The sequence below is a fragment of the Kribbella sp. NBC_00359 genome, assembly GCF_036097425.1.
Classification (GTDB): domain Bacteria; phylum Actinomycetota; class Actinomycetes; order Propionibacteriales; family Kribbellaceae; genus Kribbella.
Map to the genome: position 1 here is coordinate 2,695,484 of NZ_CP107975.1, position 25,321 is coordinate 2,720,804.

At 67.9% G+C, this 25,321-nt stretch carries 27 protein-coding genes and 2 tRNA genes; 20 read left to right on the forward strand and 9 right to left on the reverse strand.

Features of this window, described 5'->3' with window-relative positions; all coding sequences use genetic code 11:
* Positions 1 to 16: 16 nt before the first annotated feature.
* The 3 genes from OG876_RS13220 to OG876_RS13230 all read left to right on the forward strand — a co-directional run bounded on the left by OG876_RS13220 (position 17) and on the right by OG876_RS13230 (position 2,876).
* Positions 17 to 709, forward strand: a complete 693-nt coding sequence (locus tag OG876_RS13220) for an HAD family hydrolase (RefSeq protein WP_328525125.1) — start codon at positions 17 to 19, stop codon at positions 707 to 709.
* A gap of 106 nt (positions 710 to 815) precedes the next feature.
* Entirely contained in the window at positions 816 to 2,258 is a 1,443-nt protein-coding gene (locus OG876_RS13225; RefSeq protein ID WP_328525126.1) for a DUF1254 domain-containing protein, read from the forward strand.
* Positions 2,259 to 2,438: 180 nt separating this feature from the next.
* On the forward strand, positions 2,439 to 2,876 hold the full coding sequence (locus OG876_RS13230; RefSeq protein WP_328525127.1) for a GNAT family N-acetyltransferase: 438 nt from the start codon (positions 2,439 to 2,441) through the stop codon (positions 2,874 to 2,876).
* Here OG876_RS13230 and OG876_RS13235 read toward each other — a convergent pair.
* The gene (locus OG876_RS13235; protein WP_328523856.1) at positions 2,873 to 3,865 is read right to left on the reverse strand and encodes an IS481 family transposase; all 993 of its coding nucleotides are present in this window, start codon (positions 3,863 to 3,865) and stop codon (positions 2,873 to 2,875) included. The two genes, OG876_RS13230 and OG876_RS13235, sit on opposite strands and share 4 nt — an antisense overlap.
* Positions 3,866 to 4,236: 371 nt before the next feature.
* On the opposite strand from OG876_RS13235, the gene OG876_RS13240 reads away from it, so the two are divergent.
* The 5 genes from OG876_RS13240 (at position 4,237) to OG876_RS13260 (ending at position 7,635) form a co-directional block, all read left to right on the forward strand.
* Positions 4,237 to 4,818 carry a helix-turn-helix domain-containing protein gene (locus tag OG876_RS13240; RefSeq protein ID WP_328525128.1) on the forward strand — a complete coding sequence of 194 codons (582 nt, stop codon included), beginning with the start codon at positions 4,237 to 4,239 and terminating at the stop codon, positions 4,816 to 4,818.
* 204 nt (positions 4,819 to 5,022) lie between these two features.
* Positions 5,023 to 5,475 (forward strand): hypothetical protein, encoded by a 453-nt coding sequence (locus OG876_RS13245; protein ID WP_328525129.1) that lies wholly within the window; start codon positions 5,023 to 5,025, stop codon positions 5,473 to 5,475.
* A 416-nt stretch (positions 5,476 to 5,891) separates the two neighbouring features.
* On the forward strand, positions 5,892 to 6,149 hold the full coding sequence (locus OG876_RS13250; RefSeq protein ID WP_328525130.1) for a hypothetical protein: 258 nt from the start codon (positions 5,892 to 5,894) through the stop codon (positions 6,147 to 6,149).
* 262 nt (positions 6,150 to 6,411) lie between these two features.
* Entirely contained in the window at positions 6,412 to 6,807 is a 396-nt protein-coding gene (locus OG876_RS13255; RefSeq protein WP_328525131.1) for a hypothetical protein, read from the forward strand.
* 468 nt (positions 6,808 to 7,275) lie between these two features.
* Positions 7,276 to 7,635 carry a hypothetical protein gene (locus tag OG876_RS13260; RefSeq protein ID WP_328525132.1) on the forward strand — a complete coding sequence of 120 codons (360 nt, stop codon included), beginning with the start codon at positions 7,276 to 7,278 and terminating at the stop codon, positions 7,633 to 7,635.
* Positions 7,636 to 8,029: 394 nt separating this feature from the next.
* Here OG876_RS13260 and OG876_RS13265 read toward each other — a convergent pair.
* Positions 8,030 to 8,105: transfer RNA gene (locus OG876_RS13265), tRNA-Arg, on the reverse strand.
* A gap of 81 nt (positions 8,106 to 8,186) precedes the next feature.
* Between OG876_RS13265 and OG876_RS13270 the strand changes: the two genes are divergently transcribed.
* The 4 genes from OG876_RS13270 (at position 8,187) to OG876_RS13285 (ending at position 12,772) form a co-directional block, all read left to right on the forward strand.
* A complete protein-coding gene (locus OG876_RS13270; RefSeq protein WP_328525133.1) occupies positions 8,187 to 8,468 on the forward strand; it encodes a hypothetical protein in 282 nt (93 codons plus the stop codon).
* 301 nt (positions 8,469 to 8,769) lie between these two features.
* The gene (locus tag OG876_RS13275) at positions 8,770 to 9,363 is read left to right on the forward strand and encodes a hypothetical protein (RefSeq protein WP_328525134.1); all 594 of its coding nucleotides are present in this window, start codon (positions 8,770 to 8,772) and stop codon (positions 9,361 to 9,363) included.
* Positions 9,360 to 10,559, forward strand: a complete 1,200-nt coding sequence (locus OG876_RS13280; RefSeq protein WP_328525135.1) for a hypothetical protein — start codon at positions 9,360 to 9,362, stop codon at positions 10,557 to 10,559. Before OG876_RS13275 ends, OG876_RS13280 begins: the two co-directional genes overlap by 4 nt.
* Positions 10,560 to 10,882: 323 nt before the next feature.
* Entirely contained in the window at positions 10,883 to 12,772 is a 1,890-nt protein-coding gene (locus tag OG876_RS13285; RefSeq protein ID WP_328525136.1) for a phosphoenolpyruvate carboxykinase (GTP), read from the forward strand.
* A 64-nt stretch (positions 12,773 to 12,836) separates the two neighbouring features.
* Here OG876_RS13285 and OG876_RS13290 read toward each other — a convergent pair whose 3' ends face one another.
* Positions 12,837 to 13,493 (reverse strand): phosphoribosyltransferase, encoded by a 657-nt coding sequence (locus OG876_RS13290; RefSeq protein WP_328525137.1) that lies wholly within the window; start codon positions 13,491 to 13,493, stop codon positions 12,837 to 12,839.
* A gap of 28 nt (positions 13,494 to 13,521) precedes the next feature.
* Here OG876_RS13290 and OG876_RS13295 point away from each other — a divergent pair, with 28 nt between their 5' ends.
* A complete protein-coding gene (locus OG876_RS13295; protein WP_328525138.1) occupies positions 13,522 to 13,935 on the forward strand; it encodes a PPOX class F420-dependent oxidoreductase in 414 nt (137 codons plus the stop codon).
* Positions 13,926 to 14,825 carry an LLM class flavin-dependent oxidoreductase gene (locus tag OG876_RS13300; protein ID WP_328525139.1) on the forward strand — a complete coding sequence of 300 codons (900 nt, stop codon included), beginning with the start codon at positions 13,926 to 13,928 and terminating at the stop codon, positions 14,823 to 14,825. The genes OG876_RS13295 and OG876_RS13300 overlap by 10 nt, the downstream gene beginning before the upstream one ends.
* A 194-nt stretch (positions 14,826 to 15,019) precedes the next feature.
* On the opposite strand, the gene OG876_RS13305 is transcribed toward OG876_RS13300, so the two are convergent.
* Positions 15,020 to 15,109, reverse strand: a tRNA-Ser gene (locus tag OG876_RS13305).
* 273 nt (positions 15,110 to 15,382) lie between these two features.
* Between OG876_RS13305 and OG876_RS13310 the strand changes: the two genes are divergently transcribed.
* The 3 genes from OG876_RS13310 (at position 15,383) to OG876_RS13320 (ending at position 18,539) form a co-directional block, all read left to right on the forward strand.
* Positions 15,383 to 16,960 (forward strand): LCP family protein, encoded by a 1,578-nt coding sequence (locus OG876_RS13310; protein WP_328525140.1) that lies wholly within the window; start codon positions 15,383 to 15,385, stop codon positions 16,958 to 16,960.
* 126 nt (positions 16,961 to 17,086) lie between these two features.
* The gene (locus tag OG876_RS13315; RefSeq protein WP_328525141.1) at positions 17,087 to 17,548 is read left to right on the forward strand and encodes a hypothetical protein; all 462 of its coding nucleotides are present in this window, start codon (positions 17,087 to 17,089) and stop codon (positions 17,546 to 17,548) included.
* A gap of 31 nt (positions 17,549 to 17,579) precedes the next feature.
* Positions 17,580 to 18,539 carry an acetylxylan esterase gene (locus OG876_RS13320; protein ID WP_328525142.1) on the forward strand — a complete coding sequence of 320 codons (960 nt, stop codon included), beginning with the start codon at positions 17,580 to 17,582 and terminating at the stop codon, positions 18,537 to 18,539.
* Positions 18,540 to 18,546: 7 nt separating this feature from the next.
* On the opposite strand, the gene OG876_RS13325 is transcribed toward OG876_RS13320, so the two are convergent.
* Positions 18,547 to 19,191 (reverse strand): response regulator transcription factor, encoded by a 645-nt coding sequence (locus OG876_RS13325; RefSeq protein WP_328525143.1) that lies wholly within the window; start codon positions 19,189 to 19,191, stop codon positions 18,547 to 18,549.
* Positions 19,188 to 21,146 carry a sensor histidine kinase gene (locus OG876_RS13330; protein WP_328525144.1) on the reverse strand — a complete coding sequence of 653 codons (1,959 nt, stop codon included), beginning with the start codon at positions 21,144 to 21,146 and terminating at the stop codon, positions 19,188 to 19,190. Before OG876_RS13330 ends, OG876_RS13325 begins: the two co-directional genes overlap by 4 nt.
* 139 nt (positions 21,147 to 21,285) lie before the next feature.
* Here OG876_RS13330 and OG876_RS13335 point away from each other — a divergent pair, with 139 nt between their 5' ends.
* Positions 21,286 to 21,663, forward strand: a complete 378-nt coding sequence (locus OG876_RS13335) for a hypothetical protein (protein WP_328525145.1) — start codon at positions 21,286 to 21,288, stop codon at positions 21,661 to 21,663.
* 2 nt (positions 21,664 to 21,665) lie between these two features.
* Here the strand turns inward: OG876_RS13335 and OG876_RS13340 are convergent, their stop codons facing one another.
* Both OG876_RS13340 and OG876_RS13345 read right to left on the reverse strand, forming a co-directional pair.
* Positions 21,666 to 22,040 (reverse strand): hypothetical protein, encoded by a 375-nt coding sequence (locus OG876_RS13340; RefSeq protein WP_328525146.1) that lies wholly within the window; start codon positions 22,038 to 22,040, stop codon positions 21,666 to 21,668.
* Positions 22,041 to 22,117: 77 nt separating this feature from the next.
* Positions 22,118 to 23,443 (reverse strand): glutamine synthetase family protein, encoded by a 1,326-nt coding sequence (locus tag OG876_RS13345; protein ID WP_328525147.1) that lies wholly within the window; start codon positions 23,441 to 23,443, stop codon positions 22,118 to 22,120.
* Positions 23,444 to 23,511: 68 nt separating this feature from the next.
* Between OG876_RS13345 and OG876_RS13350 the strand changes: the two genes are divergently transcribed.
* Positions 23,512 to 24,366 carry a DUF72 domain-containing protein gene (locus OG876_RS13350; protein ID WP_328525148.1) on the forward strand — a complete coding sequence of 285 codons (855 nt, stop codon included), beginning with the start codon at positions 23,512 to 23,514 and terminating at the stop codon, positions 24,364 to 24,366.
* Between the two features lie 10 nt (positions 24,367 to 24,376).
* Positions 24,377 to 24,826 (forward strand): hypothetical protein, encoded by a 450-nt coding sequence (locus tag OG876_RS13355; RefSeq protein WP_328525149.1) that lies wholly within the window; start codon positions 24,377 to 24,379, stop codon positions 24,824 to 24,826.
* On the opposite strand, the gene OG876_RS13360 is transcribed toward OG876_RS13355, so the two are convergent.
* On the reverse strand, positions 24,823 to 25,314 hold the full coding sequence (locus tag OG876_RS13360; RefSeq protein WP_328525150.1) for a methylated-DNA--[protein]-cysteine S-methyltransferase: 492 nt from the start codon (positions 25,312 to 25,314) through the stop codon (positions 24,823 to 24,825). The two genes, OG876_RS13355 and OG876_RS13360, sit on opposite strands and share 4 nt — an antisense overlap.
* Positions 25,315 to 25,321 lie beyond the last annotated feature (7 nt).

Below are 25,321 nucleotides of genomic sequence, written 5' to 3' on the forward strand. Positions count from 1 at the left end.
CCGGAAGGATGCAGGCGTGGACAGGCCGGAGGCGATTCTGCTGGATTTCTACGGGACCGTTGTGGAAGAGGACGACCCCGTCATCGCGTCCGTACGCCAGACGATCTACGCATCCGCCACAGCTAACGACCCCGCAGATCCCAAGGTGGTCGGCGCCTACTGGTGGGCTCTCTTCTCCGACCTGTGCGCCACCTCCGCAGGCCGAACCTTCGCCACCCAGCGGGAACTGGAGCGACGCTCGCTTCAGGGCACCATCGAGTACTTCGGCTCAGACGCCGACGAGGACTCGCTGAGCAACCAGCTCTTCGAGTACTGGCGCCGGCCGCCGATCTTCCCCGACGCCAAGGAATTCCTGCACCAGATAGCCCTACCGGTGTGCATCGTCTCCAACATCGACCGCTCCGACATCGAGGCTGCAATCAACTACCACGGCCTCCCCATCGACCTATTGGTCACCAGCGAAGACGCCCGCGCCTACAAACCCCGTCCAGAACCCTTCCACCTAGCCCTAGAGCTTCTCGGGCTAGCGCCGGCTCAAGTGCTGCATGTCGGTGACTCACTGACTGCCGACGTAGGCGGAGCCAACGCTCTCGGCATCCCGGTCGCCTGGGTGAACCGAAAAGCCAAGACAACCCCACCCCAAACCCGCCTGCACTACGAAACCCCCGACCTGGAGTCCCTTGCGCATGTCCTGACTCGTCAGCGCTAACTCTTCTTGATCCGGTGCGAGCTCACCCCTCTCGGATGAGGACGGCGCTGCGCACGCCTTGCGAGATTGGCTGATCAAGAGCGTCGATTGCGAGTGGGGGCACGCCATGGTGAGTACGAGCCCAGCCGGGTCAGGGTTGTCGGCGGAGCAGATGGCGGCGGCGATCGCCCAGGTCTCGTCGGCCGCCACGGTGGACTCGCCGTTCGGACCGCTCGAGTTCTTCGACGGGGTGCCCCGACCGGACACGGTGTCGACGGCGTACGACGCGCTTGACCTGATGCGCGGCATCGACGTGTTCCTCAACGCGGTCCCGGGCGCGTCCCTGGTGGCGATGCGTCGTGGCCTGCGGTCCGCTGGTGTCACCTCGGCACGCATCATCGGCTTCACCGACCCTCGCGCCAACTCCCGGAGTCTCTTTCTGACCCCGAACACCGAAACCACCTACGGGACCACGTTCCTGGACCTCAAGGCGTGGGGCCCGACCGTGATCGAGGCGCCGACGGAGTCGCTCTGTGTCGTCGACGACTTCTGGTTCCGCTATGTCGCCGACATGGGCATCGCCGGCCCTGACCGGGGCCAGGGCGGGAAGTACCTGTTCCTGCCACCCGGGTTCGACGGTGAGGTCCCGGACGGGTACTTCGTCTACCGGTGCCCGACCTACACGAACTGGGTCGTACTCCGCGCGCTCGGCGGCGTCCCTGCCATGAAGCAGACCCGGATCTACCCGCTCTCGGAGGCCGCGGCGCCGGAGGACAACGAGTTCGTCAACCTGGCGGAGTCGATCTTCAACACGGTGCATGGCAACGACTTCTCCTTCTTCGAGGAGCTCGACGAGCTCGTGCAGGAGGAGCCGACGGACGCGCTCGATGCTGAGCGCGCCGGACAACTCGCGGCCATCGGCATTGTCCACGGTCAGCCGTTTGCGCCCGACGACCGGATGCGCGCCATCCTCTCCCGGGCCGCCGGGATCGGCGGCGGGCTGGCGCGCACCATCGCCTATGCGCCTCGTGACCCCGACGCCGTGCTCTACGGGTCGTGGAAGGTCGGGTTCGTCGGCGGGAGCTACGAGTTCCTCCGCAACGGCGCTCGCCTGCTCGATGCGCGCACCCAATTCCATTACCTCGCAACGGTCGTGACTCCCGCCATGGCGCACGCCCAGGTCGGTGCGGGTTCCGCCTACGCCTACACGATCCACGACAGCAACGGCGACCTCCTCGACGGATCCCGGACCTACCGGCTCCACATCGACCCGAACCCACCGGCGAAGAACTTCTGGGCCATCGACGTCTACGACACCCAGACCCGCTCCCTGCTGCAGGTGCCCTCCACAATCTGGCCCGCCCTGGCCAGCAACACCGGCACCCTCCAGGCCAACGACGACGGCTCCTACGACCTGTACTTCGGCCCCACCGCCCCGCCGGGCAAGGAGTCGAACTGGGTGGAGACGATCCCCAGCAAGTCCTGGTTCCAGCTGTTCAGGCTCTACGGCCCCCTCCAAGCCTGGTTCGACCAAACCTGGAAACTCAACGAGTTCGAACCCCTCGACTGAGACTCCTTAGACAAGAAGTGTCGCCAAGCGGTCGGCCCGTGCCGGCTGCGATGCCTGATCCTGCCGACGGGTGCCTGGTGGGCGCAGCTTCTCCTTCGCCCAGCTCGTCACTGAGGAGATTCCGGCCGGGAGCAGCGACGTACGGCGCATTTTCGCGCCTCGCGTTGGCAAACTGGGCGCGTGCTTGACCGACAAACGCTGATCCGTCCAGCTCGCATCGACGACGACGAACATGTCTGGCCCCTCGCTCGGGAGTTTGCGACCTCGTTCAGACCCGAACGCGCCGCATTCGACGCCGCCTGGCCTCAACTGGTCGACGCCCCGCACACACTCCTGCTGGTGGCAGAGACCCCGGAGGGCGAGATCGTCGGCTACCTCCTGGGCAACAGCCATCTCACCTTCCTCGCCAACGGACGCGTGGCCTGGGTCGAGGAACTCATGGTCGACGGACAGACGCGACGCTCCGGCATCGGACGCCGCCTGATGGAACACGCCGAGCAGTGGGCCCGATCCATCGGCGCCGCCTACCTCGCCCTAGCCAGCCGCCGAGCCGGCCCCTTCTACCAAGCACTCGACTACGAAGACTCCGCCGTCTTCTACAAGAAAACGCTGAGCTAGCTGTACTGACCAGGGAGGTTGGTTAGGCGGGTGATGGGTGGGAGTTGGCCGATTGCGGTGTGGGGTCGGTGGTGGTTGTAGTGGTGGAGCCAGGCGGGTAGTGCGTCGCGGCGGGTTTGTTCGGTGGGGTAGAGCTGTTTGAAGGCCCAGCCGTCGGCGAGGGTGCGGTGGAATCTCTCGATTTTGCCGTTGGTCTGGGGCCGGTATGGGCGGGTCTTCTTGGGTGTGATGCCGAGGGCTAGGCAGGTGTCGCGCCACAGGTGGGAGCGGTAGGCCGAGCCGTTGTCGGACAAGACCCGCTCGGTGGTGACGCCGCGGTCGGCGAACCAGGCGACGGCGTTACGCAGTACGGCGGTCGCGGTGGTGGCGGTTTCGTCGTCGTGGATTTCTGCGTAGGCGACGCGGGAGTGGTCGTCGAGGACGGTGTGGACGAACGCGGTGCCGATCTTGTTGTTGTAGTAGGCGTTGCGGGGCTTGCCACCGGTGGCGACCCGGTTCTTGTTGCCCTGGGCGCGGCCGAGGTAGCGCCAGCCGCCGCCGTCGGGGATGTTGCCGAGTTTCTTCACATCGACGTGGAGCAGGGCGCCGGGGTATGGGTGTTCGTAGCGGCGGATCGGCTCGCCGGAGTACCGGTCGAGGTGGGACAGCCGGTGCAGCCGGCACCGGGTCAGGACGGCGTGCACGGTCGAGGACGCCAGGCCGAGTCGATCGGCGAGTTGGACCGGCCCGAGCCGGTGACGGCGGCGCAGGCTGACGATCCGGCGGACCAGGTGTGGCGGGGTCCGGTTGGGTTGGTGGTGGGGCCGAGACGAGCGGTCACCCATGCCGGCCGGGCCGAGGTGACGGTACCTGCCGGCCCAGCGTTTCGCGGTCGGCCACGACACCTGGAACAACTCCGCGGCCCGCGCGATCGGCCAGCCGTCGTCCACCACCAGACGCGCCAGCCGTAAACGCGCGCGAGGAGTCAAGGCAGCGTTAGCGTGGGACACGAAGACCTCCTGAGTGCTGGAACTGGTTCCTAGACAGCTCCACTCCACGCCGGGAGGTCTTCACCCTTCAACAACACTCACCGCGTGTCGTCACACTTTCTCAACCAACGTGCCTGGTCAGTACAGCTAGATCCGTCACGAGCCGAGCCGAACTCACCACTACGAGTGCCGCCCCCCGGGGGCCTCAAGCAAGAAGCCCTGAACCCAAATGAGGTTCGGAGCTATGCCGATGTCCTGAGCCATCACATGGCGTGAGTCCCACGGAGTCCGTTTGTACAAGCCGCTCCGATGGCGACGGGAACGTCTTGACGTTGGCTTAGCGAGACAGCGCAGATATTATCTGATTAGATAATGGATCTAGAGGAGCCAGGATGGACAAGGACAGTCGGGCGGTCAGTGAACGGCTCAACCGCGCCCTCGCGGAGAGCGGGCTGTCTCAGGCTGCGTTCGCCGCTGCCCTCGGCACGTCCGCTTCGCGCTTCTCCACTTACCGTTCTGGCAGGACCAAGCCGACGGCGCAGTTCTTCCTGCGGGCTGGACGGATTGCTCATGCCCTCCATGCAGCGCGTGAGTACCGGATCATGACTGCCCCGGCTACCGCGATGGCTATCCGCGAGGCGAGTGATGAGGATTGGGCGTGGCGGATGCTGCTTCAGGGCCGCGACCACCTGCGCTTGCTGTTACAACGTCACGATGGCTCCGAAGCTGCCTGGGAGGCAGCGCCAACCACGACTGGTCACGCGGGCTTCGATACCTTGCTCGCCGTCCTGACCGCACATGAATTCAAGGCAGCAGGCGAAGACCCACCCGAATGGAGCAAGGTGAAGCCTCTCTCGGATCCATGGATTCCCGAGCATCCGTTCCTGGAGCGCGACGAGATCATCGAGCAAACTCCGGACTACCTGGCGCGGGCCAACATCTTTGTTCCTGCCCGCGACTTGGTAACTGCATGACCGACACGCGCAACGAATTCACGGCCGGCGAAATCGTCGATCTGCTCTCGGAGCTCGACAAGCGACTGAAAAGCGTGGCATCTCTGCATCGGTCTTTGTCGTCGGAGGTGCTGCGATTGCCGTCACCTCGAACGACAATCCCCGCCGGACGGAGGATATCGACGCCATCACGCGCGACGAGGCCGTGGTCGACGAAGCTCGCCGATGGCAAGCCAACGCAAGCTCCCCGAAGACTGGCTGAACACCCAAGCCGGCCCGTGGATGCCACCGCTGCCGGAAGGCGCATTGCAACGCAGGGACCCACCCGGTTTGCACATCACCTACGCCACCGACGAGTTCCTCTTGGCCACCAAGTTGGTCGCCCAGCGCCGCAAGGACGCTGCCGACATCGTCGCTCTCGCCGGGCGTCTCCAAATGGAGAACGCATCGGCTGATGACCTCGAACAACTGATTCACCGCTACTACACCGATGAGGATTCGCTCGAGTTCATTCTCGACGGCAATGACCTAGATCGCGAGATACGCCTACTCGCAGTCAGGGCCGAACGGCTGCTGGCAAAACATCATCCTGAATCGACCCGCGAGATACCACTTGAGGGAACTAAGCATCCAGCCAAACGTCCTCAGAACCGCGCAACCTCCCGTGAGCGGAGCTAGTCGGACGAACTCATCGATGCGGCGGTGACTGTATATCCGCACCCTGGTGGTGATCGGGTCTGTGGAGATGTGTGGCGGCGCTCGGCTTCCTGTTCGGGCAGCGGAGCAGAGTGTGGCGGGCATGCGCGGGATACGGAGAGGTGGCCGAGCAACCGACGTACTTAGGCCATGTCCGCGGAAACACGAAAGCCCAGGTCGGATGGGGTCGGCATGGGCTTCGGGTTTGCGCGCTCGGAGGGATTCGAACTCCCAACCTTCTGATCCGCAGTCGAGTTCGAAGCGTCCATCCGTGACCACTCCGCGCTTGGCTGCAGGTAGCGAGCTGGCGGATTGTCCACGTCCGTCCGACCCGATCCATGGCCGCTGTTGGCAAGGGCGTTAGCAGGCAGCCGCGATCACCTGGCACCATGCGGATCATGTCTATCGACTACGGACAACCGATTGGCCGGGTCTTGGGCGATGGGTTTCGAGTGCCCGAGCTGCTGCGAGGTTGGACCGCTCTGGAAGGCATCGTGCTGGTCAAGTGCCTGGATGCCGAAGGCCACCCAAGCTGGGCGTTCCGCGAGACCGAAGGTATGAACATCGAGGAGGTCGTCGGCGTTCTCACCATTCAACTGGACATGCTGCGCGAACGGGCTGTTGATGCATTTCGGGAGGACGAGGACGACGACTAGCGATCGGAACGTTCCCTCGCGCCGCTCGCCCCATGACTGAGCCACTGCCGGAGGGCGCACGCCCGATCCTTAGGAGCCAAATTCAGCAATAGTGGGACCAGCGGGGAGGCAGCGAACCGTCGTACCGGAAGGAACCGAGTCCATGTGTGATAGCGACGCGAGCTCGCACCCGAAGGCGGGTGTCAAGGTTCCGAGGGATCCTGGAGGCCTGGTCCCGGGGGAAGTTCAGCCAACGGCCGAAGAGGATGCGGCTGATGCAGTGATGCGGTGGCTCACCGAGAACCCCGACACCAACGCGGGCAGCGTTCGCATCATCGATGACCACAAGACCGTCGTGGTCTATTGGAAAGGCGATCCTCCGGCTGAGCTGCAGCAAGTCGTGGCAAGTCAGCCAGTGCCGGTGGCCATCCGCCAGGCGATCTACAGCAGGGCCGAGCTTGTGGCCGCCGCCCGATCCTTGATGGAGTCCAACAGAGGTGTCATGAGCTCGGCCGGGCCGAACGATGACTTCTCCGGAGTGGGGATCACGCTCTGGTCCAAGGCGCCGCAGACGGCGCTGGCGGCGGTGCGGGCGCAAAGCCCTGTGCCGATAGAGTTCCGCGGGGTTCTGGACATCACGTACGGGCGTGGCCGCACATCGCCGCGAACCTCCGATTAGCGAGTTCGGATCGGCAGGTTGCGCGTCTGTTCGGTGATCACCAAGTCAGCTTGCGTCTCGTGCCGGTCGGTCGCTTCACGCTGAAACAGTGCGCCGCACGGGTAGTCGCTCAGATCCAACGTCCTGACGTGGCGGAACCCGCGCTCCTCGCAGTACCGGCGGAGGCCGGCATCGTCGATCCATACGTCGTTGCGGACTAAGTCATTGCCAGGTTCCCCGCCTCGCTTGCACGCCCACTCGATCACGTCCGTACCCAGCTCTGAGTACTGCACCGGACGATAAGGCCGTGCAGGTACATGGACGGCTACCGTTGCTCCTCGGGCGTCTCGCCGGCACGGATGCTGCCGAGGATCCGTTCGGACTGTGCGTCGGGGCTTTCAAGTTGCTGAACCCCCGTAGACCGCCTACGACCACCGCGTAAGGGACGTAAAGGGCGCGGTCAGAGACTCAACGGGGAATGATGGTGCGATGCCTGAAAAACACTCACGCCCCGTACCTGGCGGCCGAGCTTTTTACCTGACCGAACGCCTTTGGGAGTTGGCGGCCGACCTTCCCGTTGAGTCGGTACCCATCGACACCATCAAGGCATTCGACGAGGATTGCTGGTTTGGCGGCGCGCCGGTCACCTGCCGAATGGTCGCCCGACATGCCGGTCTCATTCAGAAAGCCGATCTCAGCTACCCAGTGATCTTGTCGGCGGACGGGCGCTTGATGGACGGCGGGCACAGGATCTCAAAGGCCTGGCTCAGCGGTATGACGACGATCGATGCCGTCCGGTTTAGAGTCGACCCGAAGCCTGACTACTTCGAGTGGGACGCCGCCACCTGAGTCCGCTTGAGCTTGCCTTGCCAAGCCTGGAGTTACGCGAAGTTGCCTGTCGCCGGTGTCGCTAGAAGTTGCGCAAACCGGAGGCTAGATCGAGGTGTCGTGCTACGGAGTAGCGCCTGAGGGGTAGTCGGCGAGGTCGAGGGTGCGGACGTGTGCTTGCGGCGAACGATGAGGCGGAGCACTTACGCCAGGCTCACTACGGAAGGCTCGACGATGGCGAGTCGGCGATGCCACGGGGTAGTCGCGCGGGCGGCAGCCCGCACATCAAAGGGTGGGTGGGAGCGGCCGGCGTAGCACGCCACGACAGGAGCGCGCGGAGCGGGCGCGTTGGTGGACCACAGTTCCCCGGGACACACGAAAGCCCAGGTCAGAGGGGTCTGCCTGGGCTTTGTGGTGGCGCGCTCGGAGGGATTCGAACCCCCAACCTTCTGATCCGTAGTCAGATGCTCTATCCGTTGAGCTACGAGCGCTGGACAACGTCGAGTAACGATACATGGCGGGGGCGGGTGTGTGCCAATCGGCTCCTGGGTGGGGGCTCTCGCATCCGGCGCATGGGTATCGAGGACTTGCTGGGTGGGCGGGATCTGGGGGATGTGAGGAAGGCGGTCGGGTTCGTGATGGACAACTCGGACGACTTTCAGAAGGTGCTCCCGCTGGTGCGGGGGCTGCCGGATGGCGCGGTCGGGTTGCTCGGAAAGTTGCCGGACTTGCTGGCGACGATCGGGTCGGGGCTGGCTGACGCGGGGGAGCTCGCCACGGTCGGCGACGCGCTGAAGGGTCTCGGCACCAAGCTCAGCGAGTCCGGCGGTTCGGTCAAAACCCTCCTCGACTGAGACAACTGCGGGCACCTCGGCGAAGGCGATCGGGGCGGTGGCGTACGGCGGGTGCACAGAAACCCCACCCTGACCAGGTTGGGTGCCGACACCACAGGTGGCGGCAACCACGGGATGGTCGATAGCTGGCGACGAAGAGCCACGCGCGCGGTAGTGCGCACGAACAGGGTGGGTGGGAGTGGCCGGCGTAGCACGCGACGTAGGAGCGCGCGTAGCGGAAGCGTGGGTCGACAACGGTTGGTGGAACCGGGGTGGCGGCTGACGGGTGAGGGAGGACCTTCGCGTGGTTAAGGTCGCGGGCATGGCGAGTCGACTGGTGCGGGGTGCGGCGATCGGGTGTGGGGTGGCCGCGATCGCGGGGGCTGGGATCGGGTTCGCTGTCGGCGAGCCGGTGCAGCCGGAGGACATTCTGCCGGCGCGGTCGATGCCGGCCGATCTGTGTGCGCGGCTCGGCGACGTGTCCAGCCTGTTGCCCAAGGCATCGAACAGTACGGCGCCGGTCACGCTGGTCCAGGGTGGCAGTACGTCGATCACCTGCGAGGCTGGCAGCAGCCGCGCCAAGGTCGCCGCCTACACCGCGGCGACGCTGAAGGTGACGATCACCCCGAGCCCCGGGCAGGACGCCGGCGCCGGCAATCCGCCGTTCACGCCCGAGCAGGTCGCGAAGAAGACCTTCACCCGGTCGCCGATGAAGGCTGTCCCGAACAGCACGTACCCGACCAAGACCAGCCGGAGCACGAACGGCGTGGCCGGTGAGTCGTGGACCGTCCGCGCGCTCGTCCAGCGCGCGGACATCGTCGTACAGGTGGACTACACGGCCAATCCGATCGACGCGGACACGGCGGAGAAGGCAGCTGTCGCGCTCGCGGACCGGGCGATCTGGGAGACGAAGTGAGCAACAGTACGCCGGAGATCCCCGGCTACCAGTTCGACCAGCGACTGCTGCAGCACCCGCTGGCGGAGCTCTGGCACGGCCGCAGCTTCACCGGGATGGAGATCGTCGCGCTGGTGCTCAGCGAAGCCGGCGCGCGCGACGCGAGGGTGCGGGACCGGCTCGTCCGGGCCGGCCGCGGCGCCGCGCTCGAACCCGCGCGGCTCGAGACACCACTGTGGGCGGCCAACTTCAGCTCCGACCGCCCGTACGCGGTCACGCAACTGATCCCCGGCCAGTCCGGCGCCGAGCGCCTGATCGACCCACTCGACGGTGTCATCGGCAACGACGACGAGTCGCTGCAGGCGGTCCGCGCCCAGCTCAGCCAGTACGGCGCCAGGCCGCCGACGGCCGACCCGACGATCCCGTCGTACGCCGACCGCCCGCAAGCAACCAGCCAACCACCGAGCACCGCACCACAACCGCAGTCCAGGATCGAGGTCGCCCGCGAGTACAAGCGGAAGATCGGCGGCTGGATCTACGCGGTCGTCGCCTTCGTCGTGCTGCTCGTCTTCACCGTCACCTACTCCATCGGCGCCGCCGTCGGCAGTTCGGTGAAGTCCGACAAGCCGGTCGACGCCGCTCCCCAGGCCGCGGCGAGTCCGGAGGCGTACCCGTCGCCCGTCCTGCTGCCCGCGATCCAGAAGATCACCACCGCGCCGTACAAGCGGCCGGACGGATCCGCCGGCGTGTTCGGCGCGACGTACGCCGCCGGCACCGACCTGCAGGTGATCACGACGGCCGAGCTGCCGTTCGCGCTCGGCTGGCCGCGGCCGCCGCAGGTGACCTATCTCGGCGAGTCCTCCTCGGTCGTCTACCGGCGGATCGTGACGCGGTCCGACTTCTCGAACGGCGGACTGAAGCAGTCGCTCGACGCCCGGATCGCGCTGCACCCGTGCGCGAGCCTGGCCGCCTGCCGGGCCGATCGGGCCGCGTTCGACAAGCAGTGGGCGAAGATCTACAAGGCGACGGCGCCCGCGACGGCGAAGGACGCGCGGACGTGGCTGACGGTGCAGACAACGCCGTACGCCGTGTCGATGACGAGGGCCTATGTGAGCGGCGGCCAGTGGTGGCTGGTCGGCTCAGCGGTCACCGGCGCGCCCGGCGAGGAGGCGGACGTGCAACGCATTGTGAACGACATCTGGCGGCAGACCAGCTGATCCAGCGCAAGATCTGCAGGAACGGCCCGCGCGAGCAGCGTGGGCCGTTCTCATTTTCACAAGGTTCGCCGGAAAGCGATTGTCGCCAAAACTTTGTGACCGGGTTCACTTTCTAGGGGTTCTCAGCACTCGGGTCGTTCGCGTACCGTAGTACCACTTGCACACTGGTATACGTCCACTGGACGCACTGGTATGCGAGAGATCACACCGCCAGCCAGCTGAATCGAACCGCCGGAGACCCCGGCGGCCGGAGCCGTACCCCCCTCAGTGTCGAGGGATCGGGCGGCCGCCGGGCCCGACAGCCGAGAGGGAATGAGCCGCCGATGACGACAACCGCCAGCCCGACCCATACCGAGACCGCCACCCCAGCAGCCACCACGGACCCCCTCCCAGCCGCAGCCCCCGCGCCGTACCGCCTGACCGACGCCCCGACCCGCCACTCCGGCCTGCTGGCCTGGGTCGCCGAGGTCGCCGAACTGACGCAGCCCGACCGGATCCACTGGGTGGACGGCTCGGACGAGGAGTACGCCGGACTCACCGCGGAGCTGATCGAGGCCGGCACGATGGTCCGGCTGAACGAGGAGAAGAAGCCGAACTCGTTCTGGGTGCGGACCGACCCCTCGGACGTGGCGCGGGTCGAGCAGCGGACGTTCATCTGCTCGGTCGACGAGGCCGACGCCGGCCCGACCAACAACTGGATGGCGCCGGCCGAGATGAAGGCGCTGATGACCGAGCTGTACCGCGGCTCGATGCGCGGCCGGACGATGTACGTCGTCCCGTTCTGCATGGGCCCGCTGACCGCGGACAAGCCGATGTTCGGCGTCGAGATCACCGACTCGGCGTACGTGGTCGCGTCGATGCGGATCATGGCCCGTACCGGTTCCGCCGTCCTGGAGAAGCTGGGCACCGACGCGTTCTTCGTGCCCTGCCTGCACTCGGTCGGCGCTCCGCTCGCTCCCGGTCAGAAAGACGTGCCGTGGCCGTGCAACGACGAGAAGTACATCGTGCAGTTCCCGGAGGAGCGGACGATCTGGTCGTACGGCTCCGGGTACGGCGGCAACTCGCTGCTGGGCAAGAAGTGCTACTCGCTGCGGATCGCGTCGGCGATCGCGCGGGACGAGGGCTGGCTGGCCGAGCACATGCTGATCCTCAAGCTGATCTCGCCGGACAAGAAGGTCCACTACGTCGCGGCCGCGTTCCCGAGCGCGTGCGGCAAGACCAACCTGGCGATGCTCGACCCGACCCTGGAGGGCTGGGAGGTCGAGACGCTCGGCGACGACATCGCCTGGATGCGGTTCGGCCAGGACGGCCGGCTGTACGCCGTGAACCCGGAGTTCGGCCTGTTCGGCGTGGCCCCCGGCACCGGCTGGAAGACCAACCCGAACGCGATGCGCACGATCGAGAAGGGCAACTCGGTCTTCACCAACGTCGCGCTCACCGATGACGGCGACGTCTGGTGGGAGGGCTACTCGCCGACCCCGCCGAACCACCTAACCGACTGGAAGGGCCGGGAGTGGACGCCGGATTCGGACGAGCTGTCCAGTCACCCGAACAGCCGGTTCTGCACCCCGATCAAGCAGTGCCCGATCATCGCCGACGAGTACGACGACCCGAACGGCGTACCGATCTCGGCGATCATCTTCGGTGGCCGCCGCGCCACCACGGTGCCGCTCGTGACCGAGTCGCGGGACTGGGCGCACGGCGTGTTCATGGGCGCGACGCTGTCGTCGGAAACCACCGCGGCCGCGGTCGGCCAGGTCGGCGTCGTACGGCGGGACCCGATGGCGATGCTGCCGTTCCTCGGCTACGACGCGGGCAAGTACTTCGACCACTGGCTGACCGTCGGCAAGGAGCACGACGCGGCGCAGCTGCCGAAGATCTTCTACGTGAACTGGTTCCGCAAGGACGACGCAGGCAAGTTCGTCTGGCCCGGCTTCGGCGAGAACGGCCGGGTGCTGAAGTGGGTGATCGATCGGATCGAGGGCCAGGCCGACGCGGTTGAGACCCCGATCGGCCGGGTCCCGACGCCGGACTCGCTGGACGTGTCCGGGCTCGACCTGACCGCCGACGAGCTCGACATCGCGCTCGCCGTCGACGCCGAGGAGTGGAAGGCCGAGATCCCGCTGATCGAGGAGTGGTTCGCCAAACTCGGCGACACCGTGCCGGCCTCGCTGCGGGTCGAGCTCGACCACCTGAAGGCGCGGCTCGGCTGACGCCCCAGGACACCGGCCGCTGAATCGGAAGCCAGCGGTCGGGCAGGAAGCGCGGCGCCCCGGCTCACCGGCCGGGGCGCCGCGCTGTACTTTCGGCCAGCACCCGGCGGACCTCGTCGTCGCCGACCGGCGAGAAGTCGCGGTACGCCTGCCCGACGGCGGCGAAGCGGCGCGGGATCCACGCGCACACCACCTGGTCCGCGACCTGCCACAGCCATCGGCAGCTCTCCACGCCACCGACCGGTACGGCGACGATCACGCGGGCCGGCCGTTGTCGTCGTACCGCTTCCACCGCGGCGCGCATGGTCGAACCGGTGGCGAGACCGTCGTCGACCAGGATCACCACGCGGTCGTGGACGTCGATGGGCGGCCGGTCGCCGCGATACTCCCGCTCACGCCGGCGGAGCTCACGGACCTCGCGCTCACGGACCTGCTCCAGCGTCTGCTCGTCGATGCCCTTCAGTACCGGCTCGTTGCGGACGGTGTGCGTCGCGTCGCCGACGCCCGCGATCGCCCCCATCGCCAGCTCCGGCTGACCCGGCAGGCCGAGCTTGCGGACGATCAGTACGTCGAGATCCGCGTCCAACGCGTCCGCGATCGGAGCCGCCACGGGCACCCCGCCCCGCGCCAGCCCCAGCACCAGAACGGATCCGCCGACCTCGCCGAGCTCCTCGACCAATGCCCGGCCCGCAGCCGCCCGATCCAGGTACGGCCTCCTCATAACGCCATCATCCAACTACGTTGGCCGCATGCGAATCCCGGAGAGCGCGCGGGGCGTGCTCGAATCGAAGGCCCTCGGGCATCTGGTCACGATCAACCCCGACGGCAGTCCGCAGGTGTCGGTGATCTGGGTCGGCCTGGACGGGGACGAGATCATCGCCGCCCATGTCCCGAACAACCAGAAGGTGAAGAACATCCGGCGTGACGGCCGCGTGGTGTTGTCGATCGAGACCGACCGGATCAACGAGATGGGGCTGGCCGAGTACCTGGTGATCACCGGCACCGCCCGGATCACCGAGGGCGGGGCGGTCGACGTACTGCGGAAACTCGCCAAGACCTACATCGGTCCCGACGCGGAGTTCCTTCCCGGCTCCGATCTGCCGCCCGGCTACCTGACCCACATCACGGTGGACAAGATCGGAGGTGTCGGACCATGGGCCTGAAGATCGGCGTGATGCTTCCGCTGGGTGACGGAGACGGCCCCGGGGGTGGGATGCCGGGGTGGAAGGACCTCCGCGCGGTGGCCGAGGCGGCCGATCAGAACGGGCTGGACTCGGTGTGGCTCGCGGATCATTTCCTCTACCGCGACCCGGAGGGCCGGGTGTTCGGGATGCACGAATCGTGGACGCTGCTGAGCGCGGTGGCCGCGGTCACCACCAACGTCGAGGTGGGGAACATGGTGCTGTGCGCATCGTTCCGTGACCCCGGACTGACCGCCAAGATGGCCGCGACGCTGGACGAGGTGTCGGGTGGACGGCTGATCCTCGGCGTCGGAGCCGGGTGGCACGATCCGGAGTACGAGGCGTTCGGGCTGCCGACCGACCATCGGGTCGGGCGCTTCGAGGAGTGGCTCGAGATCGTGGCGCGGATGGTCCGTGGCGAGACGGTCACCTTCGACGGCACGTACTACCGGGTCAGCGAGGCGAACCTCGACCCGGCGCCGCCGCACCGGATCCCGATCCTGGTCGCCGGCCACCGCCCCCGGATGATGCGGCTTGTCGCCGAGTGGGCCGATGCCTGGAACACCGCCTGGTACGGCGCCGCGAACGAGAAGGTCGAGGAGAAGCTCAGCACCCTCCGCGAGGCGGTGAAAACAGCCGGCAAACCCGACGGCGCCGTAGCCGCCACAGTCGGCATCGTCATCCGCGACACCGACCAGCCGTCCGTGCTCGACCCCGATCCCCGCGCCATCGAAGGCACGATCCCGGAACTCGCCGAGGCGCTGAGCGCGTACCAGAAACTAGGCGTCGACCACCTGATCATCTCCCCGGAGCCGATGACCCCCCGCTCAGTCGAACGCATCGCCGAAGCCAAGCAATTACTGAGCAAATAGCCAACCCGCCAGGCACCCACTGAGCGAATAAACAACGCCAGCCAGGCACCCGCAGAGCGAATAGCCAACGCCCGCCAGGCACAACCCCGGGGGTCCGGGGGCGGAGCCCGCCGGGCGGGGCCCGGGGGTTGCACCCCCGAAAACACCCGGAGCTCCCATGTCCGCGCTATCTGCGGACAGGGAGCTCCCAGGAGCGGAGGCGGCGGGATTTGAACCCGCGAGAGGGGATTACCCTCAACCCGCTTAGCAGGCGGGCGCCATCGACCGGACTAGGCGACGCCTCCTCCGACGATCCCCCTGGGGGGACACGACGACGGCCAAGACTATCCGCTCGACCCTGTCGGCGGCAAAGCGGGTTCCGACCCTCCTGACCGACACTCTGCGTGCCGGGGGCGGCACCTTGGGAGAGTAGCCCGGGTCACCTGTACTGTGGCGGGCATCGACGGGGGTCGCCAGCTTCACGTCAACCAACCAGGTGTCGTGGGCGTCAGAAGTACCGTGGGCTGCTGTGCGCGGCCGACGGAGGGTCGCCACGTCGTCGATCAGGGAACGGAGCTATGTCGCGGAGTACTCGCGCAGCCGGACGCAGGTCCGCGCCACGGGCCAGCCGGTCCAGGCACCGCTCGCAGCGGGCCCGGACGACCTCGAAGGCGATCGGCCTGACTCTGCTCAGCGCCTTGATCCCGGGTTCTGGGTTGTTGATGGGTGGGCGGAAGAAGCTGGGTGCGTTCGTGCTGACGATCAGCGTCGGGTTGTTGCTGATCGCCGCGTACGTCGGCCTGACGCGGCGGGATTCGATTCTGGCGTTCGCGGTGTCGCCTCGGCAGTTGCTGATCGCGACCGCGGCGGTGGTGGTGCTGGGTGTGTGCTGGATCTGGATAGTGGTTGCCTCGCACAAGCTGCTGCGGCCGGTGAGCATGACTTACACCGGGCGGCTGGTGGGGTCGATGTTCGTCGGGTTGTTGTGTTTCGCGATCGCGGTGCCGACGACGGTGGCGGCGCAGACGGTGATGGCGCAGCGCGACCTGGTCGGGAGCGTGTTCCAGTCCGAGGGAAACTCCAAGAGCGCGACCCGTCCGAAGGTGGACAACAACAAGGACCCGTGGGCCAAGACGCCCCGCTTGAATCTGCTGCTGTTGGGTGCTGACGACGGCGTCGGGCGGACCGGGGTGCGGACCGACACGGTGATCGTGGCCAGTATCGACACCAGGACCGGTGACACGGCGTTGATCTCGTTGAGCCGGAACTGGATGCGGATGCCGTTCCCGGAGGACTCGCCGCTGCACAAGGTCTATCCGGACGGTTTCTGGGATCCGAGGCTGGGCAATGTCGAGCAGCCGGAGTATTACCTGGACTCGATGTACGACAACGTCCCGAAGCAGCATCCGGGGATCTTGGGTCAGACCGACAACGAGGGCGCCGACGTGGTGAAGCTGGCCGCGGGTGCCGCGTTGGGTCTGGACATCGACTACTACATGCAGGTCAACCTGGCCGGGTTCCGGCAGATCATCGACGCGGTCGGCGGGATCACGGTGAACGTGAACTACCGGGTGCCGATCGGCGGCGACTACGGTGACGGGCCGGGGTCGAACACGGCGAAGAAGCCGTCGGGCTACATCGAGCCGGGCCCGAACCAGAAGCTCGACGGGTACCACGCGTTGTGGTTCGCCCGGGGCCGCTACGGGCTGAGTGACCCGTCGCGGCAGGAGCGGCAGCGGTGCACGATCCATGCGCTGGTGAACAGCGTGAACCCGGCCACGTTGGTGACGAAGTATCAGCAGATCGCCTCGGCCGGTAAGCAGCTGCTGCGGACCGACATCCCGCAGGAGATCCTGCCGGCCTTCATCCAGCTCGGCTTGAAGGTGAAGAGCGCGAACGTCACCAACGTCGACCTGGACAAGACCAAGAACTTCCCGACCGGCAAGAACCCCGACTACACCGCGATGCAGGAGATCATCCAGAAGGCCATCGCCCCGAAGACCAAGCCGGCCGCCTCCACCCCGTCGACCACCACGACGAAGAAGCCGTCCAGCGGGTCGACCAAGAAGGCGACGCCGAAGCCCGCCGTGACGCCAGGCGCCACCGAGAACCTGAACGACGCCTGCGCCTACAACCCCAGCCAGACCGGGAACTGACAGCAACCGGGCTGGGTAACCCCTGACCCGGCAACGCCGCCACGTCGGACACCGACGCCTTCTGACCGGTGGCCCGACCCGCCGCCCGGGGGAACCGGCCGGGACCGCGAATGGGATCCTTGTGCGATGCGTAGTACGACGTACCGGATGCGGGCGGGGCGGTTTCTCGGGGTGCTGGCCGCCGGGCTGATCATCCTCGGCGTGGCCGCGATCCTGTGGGCACTCGGGCTGCCGTCCGTGGCGATCTCGGTGTTCGTCACCCTGGGTGGGCTGATCACACTGGCCGGGCTGTGGATCCTGATCTGGCCGCCCAAGGTCGCGAAGCTGCGGGACAACGGGATCGAGGTGCGCGGTGTCCGGACGCCCTGGACCGACGTGACCCAGGTCGGCCGGGTGGAGACCACGCACGGCGAGGCGATCGTGCTGCGCACCAAGCAGCCGGACCACTCGATCCTGCTGCCGATCGCGTGGCTGGCGCCCGGTCGCGCCGCGAACCTGGAGACCGCGCTGCGGGACCGGCTGAACGCGGCGCACGGTTACACGATCTGGGACGGCACTGCCCCGGACGACAACGATCGCGCAGAATGACTTGCGAGCCGATTCGACCTGAGGAGTCCGGGTGCTGTCCTTCGAGTTGTCGTACGACGAACTGATCGCCTACCAGGGCACCAACCCCAAGCCGGCGGACTTCGACCAGTATTGGGACAAGGCGCTGCTGGAGCTCGATGCCGTGGCCCCGGAGACCGAGTTCGCCGACGCGATCGACTTCCCGCTGACCACGGCGACCGCGCAGCACCTGTACTTCAACGGCACCGGCGGCTACCGGGTGCACGCCAAGGTGATCCGTCCGGCCGAGCCCACCGGCCCGGCCGTGCTGATCTTCCACGGGTACGGCGGCGAGCAGCCGAAGTGGGTCGATCTGCTGCCGTACGCCGCCCGCGGCTTCACTGTGGCCGCGCTGGACGTGCGTGAGCAGGTCGGATTCCGGACCGAGTCGCAGGCGGCGAACAGTTTCTCGCTGCACAACCACCTGGTCCACGGCCTCGACGACGGCCCGGACGGGTTGCTGTACCGGCACGTGTTCCTGGACACCCGGCGGCTCGCGGACATCATCGCCGGCCTGCCCGAGGTGGACGCCGCGCGGATCGCGACCACGGGCTGGAGCCAGGGCGGTGGACTCAGCCTGGTCGCCGCGGCGCTGACCCCGGGCATCAAGTACACCGCGAGCGTCTTCCCGTTCCTGTGCGACTACCAGCGGACCTGGGACCTGAACCTGGAGACCGGCCCGTACGACGAGATCGTCACCTGGTTCAAGAAGCGCGACCCCCGGCACCTGCGCCAGGACGAGGTGTTCACCACGCTCGGCTACATCGACGTCCAGCACCTCGCCCCCCGGATCCGCGCCGAGGTCACCCTCTTCACCGGCCTCGAGGACCAGGTCTGCCCGCCGTCCACCCAGTTCGCGGCGTACAACAAGATCACGTCCCCCAAAGACGTCCGCCTCTACCCCGACTTCGGCCACGACGACCTCCCCGGGGCCCACGACGACATCTACCAGTTGATCGGCGCCAAACTCTGACGCTCACCTACTGACCGAGGCCGGCGTCTCGGGCTCGGGCTATGGCTTCTGAGCGGCCGGCGACGTGGAGTTTGGTGAAGACGTTGGAGACGTGGTTGCGGATGGTTTTGTCGCTGAGGAAGAGGCGGCGGGCGATCGCGGCGTTGGTGAGGCCGCGGGCGACCAGGTCGAGGACCTCGCGTTCGCGGTCGGTGAGCTCGGGGAAGGGCGCGACTTCGGGCCCGGCGCGGCCGGCGGCGAAGTAGGCGAGGACCCGGCTCGCGATGGCGGCGGAGAACACGACCTCGCCGTGTGACACGCCGTCGAGGGCCCGGCCGATCTCGGCGCGGTCGGCCCCCTTCAGCAGATAGCCGCGCGCGCCGGCCCGGACCGCGGCGAACACCGACTCGTCGTTCTCCAGCATCGTCAGCACCAGTACGGCGATCGTCGGGTGCTGCTCAGTGACCTGCCGGGTCGCCTCGACGCCGTTCAGCACCGGCATGTGCAGGTCCATCACGACAACATCCGGGACGAGCTCGCCCGCCAGCCGGACCGCCTCCGCGCCGTCGCCCGCCTCGCCCACCACCTCCTTGCCCGGCATGGTCGAGATGGCAGTCACCAGCCCTTCGCGGTACAGCGGATGGTCGTCGACCACGAGCACCCGAACACTCATGACGCCCCCTTCGGCAGCAGCGCCGTCACCGTCGTACCCGCCGGACCGGAGTCGATCCGCAGCTGACCACCGAGCTCCTCAGCCCGCTCCCGCATCGACGACGTACCGACCCCGGGCCGCACCTGGTCAGGCAGCCCGCATCCGTCGTCGGCGACCTCGATGCACACGCACCCGTCGGCATCCCGGACCCGGACCGCGACGGTCCCGGCACCCGCGTGCCGGACTGCGTTCCCGGTCGCCTCACTGACGATGTGGTACGCCGCAACCTCCACAGCAGCAGGCAATCCGGCGATCTCGTCGGCCGACACCCGGACCCTCGTCGTACCCGTGGACAGCCGATCGCCCAGCTCGCGCACGGCCGCGGCCAGCCCGAGCTCGTCCAGCATCGGCGGCCTGAGCTCGTGCACCAACGCCCGTACGTCGGCCACCGACGCGTTGAGCCGTGGCACCAGCCGGTCGAGCAACTTCCGAGCCGCCTCCGGGTCATCCGCCGCGATGTCGCGCGCAGTCTCGACATGCAGCGCCAGTGCGGCGAGCGACGGGCCGATGCCGTCGTGCAGATCGCGACGAAGCCGGCGGCGTTCCTCCTCCCGCGCGACCACCACAGCCTCCCGGGCGCGCTGGGCCTCACGCGCCAGCAGGACGGTGTGCGCCGCGACCGCGGCCTGCGCGGCGAGCCGGTCCAGCGCTCGCACCTCATGGCCGTCGAACTCGGTCGACCGGGTGACGGTGAGCCGCCCGAAGTGTTCGCCGGCGTACTCCAGTTCCACGGTCATCCCGATCCCAGTCCCCTCGCCGTACGACGTCACCAGTCCGTCCCGCAGCACGATGGTCGCCTGTTGTGCGCGCAGGGATCGAGCCACCTGCTCGACCACCGACGGCAAGACCCGTTCGGACAGGTCGTCCGGAGTGGTCGCCGCGGCGAGCCTCGTGCCGAGCCGTGCGAGTACGGCGTACGGCTCCTCGACGTCACCATGGACCAGCCGGTTGACGTGCCGCTGCAGCCAGGACCGCAACGGCAGCGCAGCCAGGGCGACCACGGTTGTCGCGAGGATGGGCGCCCCGGTCGTGGCGCCCAGCCGGTCACCGGCCAGCCAGACCGTGACGGCGTACAAACCGATCACGAGCGTCGAGAGAGCGGCGTACACGAGAGCGCGGGAGATGACGATGTCGACGTCCCACAGCCCGTAGCGCATCACCGCGATGCCGATCGCGATCGGCAGAGGCAGCATGGCGAGTCCCGCGACGAGGCCCGTGATGCCCGCCGGGACCAGCCTCGCCACCGCGAACAGCACGATGGTGCAGGCGTAACCGACCAGCACCCACTTCAACTGCTGCCGTTCCAGGTCGGCCACCCGCCGCCACCTGATCACCAGGGAGGCGAACCCGACGATCACGGCCGCAAGCAGCAGCACACCGATGACGACCCCCGCGACCGGCCCGCCGGCAGCGGCAACGCCGACCGGATTCGTTGCGCCGCGCAACGCCTCCGGAAAGTCCTGCCCCTCGTACGGCGTCAACGCCCAGCTGACCGCGACGAGCACAACGGTCGCCCAGCTCAGCCATGAGATCCGGCGCCAGCCCGCGGACATCGGCCGGCCGTCGGGCAGCAGGATCGGCAGCAGTACGGCGATCGCCACGTAGCCGGGAGCCCAGAGCCACGCCCCGAGCCAGGTCAGCCAGTTGCCCGGCGTCGAGTCGGCCGTCAGCGCACCGACCTCGCTGGCAAGCAGGGCCACGCCCTGGCTGAGACCGATCGCCCCGAGCAACGGCCGGATCAGACGCGCGTCGGTCGCCCGGAGCAGCAGGCAGGCGAGACCGTACGCGACCGCGGCGGCCAGTTCCATCAACCAGAACGACGGACCGCTGCTCCGGCCGGCGGCCGCGTTGACCGCGTGCAGGCCGGCCCCCACCAGTCCACCGAGGACCGCGAGTACACCGATGACAACCCCCATGACCGCATCATCGCCGCCGGCCTGTCCCGGCGTCACGGGACAAGGAGTCCCGGATCGGATCGTGACGGCCGGCCGTGGCGGGCGGGACAGCCCGGTCGCGACCGTAGGGACACCGAATCCGATCGACAGGAGAAACACTGTGACCACCGCGACCACCACCCACTCCACCGCGACGCGCCGGCGGCCGGCGAGCGTGCTCGTCGCCGCGATCCTGCTCGGCCTGATCGCCGCGGCCGGCGGCTACGGCGCGATCTACTTCACCGGCCTCGAGGGCTGGACGGCGCTCGGCGTCTGCTTCGTCGTGGCCTACGAGTTCCTCACGCTGACCGGCCTGATCGCCGTCGTCGCGTTGCTCCGCAACCACCCCCTCGGCCGCCCGGGCGTCATCCTCTACGCGACGTGGCTGATCTACTTCACGCTCTTCAAGCTGATCGCGTTCCAGGAACTGCAGGCGATCCCGTTCGGCGTGATCGCCGCTGTCGCGCTGGTCTGCGTGACCCGGCGCTCAGCCCGCTGACGTCAGGTCGGAATCCACGTGGGCCACCACGGTGGGACGTTCCCCGGGCAGGTGCCCGGGGAACCGGCGGGCGTGCCTTGCCAGGAGAACAGGGCGAGATCGGCGATGGTGATCGCGATCGCGGCGGCGAGCAGCGAGAACAGGAACGCCTTGCCGGCGTAGCGGAAGACGGTCGTGAACAGGACGAGGTTCACGATCAGGGCGAGCGGCAGACCGAGGAACAGCAGGGTGAGGCCGTTGGGCACGCTGCCGGTGACGTCGACGTCACACGCCTTCCACGCCCGCGAGGTGATCACGATCAGCCCGAACGCCGCTCCGCCGCCGACGACCACCGCAAGGAACGACTCGCCCTTGCTCCCCTTCCCAGCTAACGCCATGGGGTTCACCGTAAGTGATCCGGGCGGCCACTTCAGCTCGCCCCGGCGGGGTGCGCCCGTACTCAATGCCGCCAGCCTCAGTACCGCCAGCGCAGCGCGCGGACCCGGTCCTCCAGCGACAACCCGCCCAGCGAGTCCGCGTCATGACGGCGTACGGCGAGGAACGGGTCGACGATCGCGTCACCCAGGGCCTCTCGCAGAACGTCCGAGCGCTCGAGGGCCGACAGCGCGTCCTCGAGGGTGAGCGGCAAGCGGCGCGGGCGTTCGTCGTCCGGGTACGTCGCCGGGTCGCGGTCGAGCCCGGGCGGCAGGACCGCCTTCCGCTCCAGCCCAGTCAACGCGGCGGCCAGCACGGCCGCGGCGGAGAGATACGCGTTGCCCGACGGATCGCCGATCTTGATCTCGCAGTTGGCCGAGTCCGGCCGGCTGGTCACGCTGCCCGGCACGTAGCGCAGCGCGGCCTCGCGATTCTCCTCGCCCCAGCACGCGAACGCACCGGCCCAGTTCCCGGGCACGCGGCGATCCGCGCTGACCACGCTCGGCGCCAGTACGCCGGTCAGTCCGTCGAGCTCGGCGAGCACTCCGGCGATCAGGTGCCGCGCATGCTCGGACGGACCGTCGTCACCACCGAACGGCACGCCGTCCAGCGACGCGGAGAAGTGGATATGCGCGCCATTGCCGACGAACCCGGCCACTGTGATCGGCGCGAATGACGCCAGCAGCCCGTGCGCACGAGCGACCCGATGGACGACGAGCCGCGCGAGCTGCGACTGGTCAGCGGCGGCCAACGGCGACGCGGGCGGCAGCGCGACCTCGACCTGGCCCTGCGCGTACTCCGGATGCAGTTGCTCCGCCGGAACCCCGGCCGCGTCGAGTGCTTCGAGCAGGTCGATCGCGAAGTCCTCCAGCTTCACCACGGCCAGCACGCCGTACGCCGGTCCGATGGTGCCGACCGCGGGATCGCCGGGATCACCGGTGAAGACCGTGAACTCCAGCTCGAACCCGAGCTTGATGTCGAGCCCGGCCGCAACCGCCCGCGCTTCCTGCCGCCGCAGCGCGGCACGCTGGCAGATGTCGACCGGCTCGTGGTCCTGCGTCAGCTGGTCGGCCGGCGCCCAGAACACGGTGTGGTCAGGCCCGAGCGGGGCGACCGCACCGAGATCCGGCATCAGCCGGTTGTCGCCGACCGGCCCGTTGACCAGCGGCGACGAGGTGATGGCGTCGTCGGTGCACATCAGCGCGAACACCGGTGAGAGCCCGATCCCGTCGCGGACCGCCGTACGCACGCGGGCCGCGGGCACCGTCTTCGCGCGGGTGATGCCGGCGTTGTCGACGATGGACGTGATCAGCATCCGCAGGCCGCTCTCGAGCAGCGCGTCGACGGGACTGTCGGTGACAGACATGCCGACCTTCGTACCACACGACCCGTCAACCGGCGGCGATCCGGATGATCACACCGCATAATCGGGACGTGAGCGATGGGTGGCCGGATGGTCCGTACCGGGTGGGGATCTCGGGGTGGCGCTACCCGCCCTGGCGGAAGGTGTACTACCCGGACGGCCTGCCGCAGCGGGCCGAGCTCGAGTACGCCTCCGGCCGGCTGAACTCGATCGAGCTGAACGGCTCGTTCTACTCGCTCCAGCGGCCGTCGTCGTACCAGCGCTGGCACGACGAGACGCCGGACGGATTCGTGTTCGCGGTCAAGGGCCCGCGGTTCGTCACGCACCTGAAGAAGCTGGCCGACGTGGACGCGCCGCTGGCCAACTTCTTCGCCTCCGGAGTCCTTGCTCTCGGCAACAAACTCGGCCCGGTGCTCTGGCAGCTCCCGCCGACCCTCGGGTACGACGAGGAGCGCTGCGCCGCGTTCTTCGCCTCGTTGCCGCGGACAACGGCGCAGGCGGCGGAAGTGGCCAAGGGCCACGACGAGCGGATGAAGGGCCGCTCGTTGCTGGAGTGCGCGGTCGACATCCCGCTCCGGCACGCGATCGAAGTACGGCACTCCAGCTTCCAGACGCCCGGCTTCATCCAGCTCTGCCGCGCCCATGACATCGCGCTGGTCTGTGCGGACACCGCCGGCAGGTGGCCGATGTTCGACGACATCACCTCCGACTTCGCCTACGTGCGGTTGCACGGCGCCGAGGAGCTCTACGTCAGCGGGTACGACGACGAGGCGCTGGACCGGTGGGCCGCGAAGATCCGGGCCTGGGGCGAGAACGCGTACGTGTACTTCGACAACGACGTCAAGGTCCGGGCGCCGTTCGACGCGGAAGGGCTGGCCCGCCGGCTCGGGATCACTTCGGCGGGTGCCGAAGTATCACAGGCTTAGCGTGAGCGGCATGACTGAGAACCCTGGAGAACTGGTGGAGCAGGCCGTCGGGCGTTCGCTCCGGTTGGTCACCACCTGGCCGGCCTGGCACGGCCGTCCGCGTACGTCGGACGACGGCCGCACCTTCACCCCGCACAAGGCCGTCCGCCGGATCGCGGACCACCTCGTCGATCACCTGGCCGAAGTGGAGGCGCTGCTGGCCGGCGTACCGACCCAGCCGGACGAATGGCACGCGAGCGCGCTCACCTCCGCCGCCGACCTCGCGCCGTTCACGGTGGAGGACGTGCGCGAGGCCGAGCAGCGGTTGAGCCGACTCGGCCGGACGTTCGCCCTGCGGTACGCCGCGGTCGACCCGGCCGAGTGGGACAAGGACCGCGGTGCCAACTGGACCCTCCGCCAGATCGCCGAACACCTGGTCGAGGTCGAGTGGTACGCCGAGCAGGTGGGCGACTTGTCCTAGAAGAGCCGCGCGTCCACCGGCTCCTCCAACTCGAGGAGGAACTGCTTGCGCTTGAGTCCGCCGGCGTACCCGGTCAGCGAGCCGTTCTTCCCGATCACCCGGTGGCACGGTACGACGATCGACAGCGGGTTCTGACCGACCGCCTTCCCGACCGCCTGGGCGTTGTCACCGAGTCGCGCCGCGATCTCGCCGTACGTCGTCGTCCCGCCGTACGGGATCTCCTCGAGGATCGACCAGACGCGGCGCTGGAACTCGTCACCGCGCAGGACGGTCGGGAGGTCGAACGTCGTCCGCTCGCCGATGAGGTACTCGTCCAGCTCGCGGGCCGCCTCGGCGATGACCGGATCGGTGGCTTCGACCAGGTCACCGAGCACGTCCGGCGACGGCTTCACCCAGTGATGCGGGAAGTAGACGCCGGCGAGCGCGTTGTCCGAGGCGACCAGCGTGAGGTCCCCGATCCGGGTGCTGACGATCGCATGCCTGTTCATGGGGATG

Bases quoted from the DNA above. Each gene is read 5' to 3' on its own strand.
- OG876_RS13225 (WP_328525126.1), top strand. From the start codon at position 816: ATGGTGAGTACGAGCCCAGCCGGGTCAGGGTTGTCGGCGGAGCAGATG.
- OG876_RS13240 (WP_328525128.1), top strand. From the start codon at position 4,237: ATGGACAAGGACAGTCGGGCGGTCAGTGAACGGCTCAACCGCGCCCTC.
- OG876_RS13245 (WP_328525129.1), top strand. From the start codon at position 5,023: ATGGCAAGCCAACGCAAGCTCCCCGAAGACTGGCTGAACACCCAAGCC.
- OG876_RS13250 (WP_328525130.1), top strand. From the start codon at position 5,892: ATGTCTATCGACTACGGACAACCGATTGGCCGGGTCTTGGGCGATGGG.
- OG876_RS13255 (WP_328525131.1), top strand. From the start codon at position 6,412: ATGCGGTGGCTCACCGAGAACCCCGACACCAACGCGGGCAGCGTTCGC.
- OG876_RS13260 (WP_328525132.1), top strand. From the start codon at position 7,276: ATGCCTGAAAAACACTCACGCCCCGTACCTGGCGGCCGAGCTTTTTAC.
- OG876_RS13270 (WP_328525133.1), top strand. From the start codon at position 8,187: ATGGGTATCGAGGACTTGCTGGGTGGGCGGGATCTGGGGGATGTGAGG.
- OG876_RS13275 (WP_328525134.1), top strand. From the start codon at position 8,770: ATGGCGAGTCGACTGGTGCGGGGTGCGGCGATCGGGTGTGGGGTGGCC.
- OG876_RS13285 (WP_328525136.1), top strand. From the start codon at position 10,883: ATGACGACAACCGCCAGCCCGACCCATACCGAGACCGCCACCCCAGCA.
- OG876_RS13290 (WP_328525137.1), bottom strand. From the start codon at position 13,493: ATGAGGAGGCCGTACCTGGATCGGGCGGCTGCGGGCCGGGCATTGGTC.
- OG876_RS13295 (WP_328525138.1), top strand. From the start codon at position 13,522: ATGCGAATCCCGGAGAGCGCGCGGGGCGTGCTCGAATCGAAGGCCCTC.
- OG876_RS13300 (WP_328525139.1), top strand. From the start codon at position 13,926: ATGGGCCTGAAGATCGGCGTGATGCTTCCGCTGGGTGACGGAGACGGC.
- OG876_RS13310 (WP_328525140.1), top strand. From the start codon at position 15,383: ATGTCGCGGAGTACTCGCGCAGCCGGACGCAGGTCCGCGCCACGGGCC.
- OG876_RS13315 (WP_328525141.1), top strand. From the start codon at position 17,087: ATGCGTAGTACGACGTACCGGATGCGGGCGGGGCGGTTTCTCGGGGTG.
- OG876_RS13325 (WP_328525143.1), bottom strand. From the start codon at position 19,191: ATGAGTGTTCGGGTGCTCGTGGTCGACGACCATCCGCTGTACCGCGAA.
- OG876_RS13330 (WP_328525144.1), bottom strand. From the start codon at position 21,146: ATGGGGGTTGTCATCGGTGTACTCGCGGTCCTCGGTGGACTGGTGGGG.
- OG876_RS13340 (WP_328525146.1), bottom strand. From the start codon at position 22,040: ATGGCGTTAGCTGGGAAGGGGAGCAAGGGCGAGTCGTTCCTTGCGGTG.
- OG876_RS13345 (WP_328525147.1), bottom strand. From the start codon at position 23,443: ATGTCTGTCACCGACAGTCCCGTCGACGCGCTGCTCGAGAGCGGCCTG.
- OG876_RS13355 (WP_328525149.1), top strand. From the start codon at position 24,377: ATGACTGAGAACCCTGGAGAACTGGTGGAGCAGGCCGTCGGGCGTTCG.
- OG876_RS13360 (WP_328525150.1), bottom strand. From the start codon at position 25,314: ATGAACAGGCATGCGATCGTCAGCACCCGGATCGGGGACCTCACGCTG.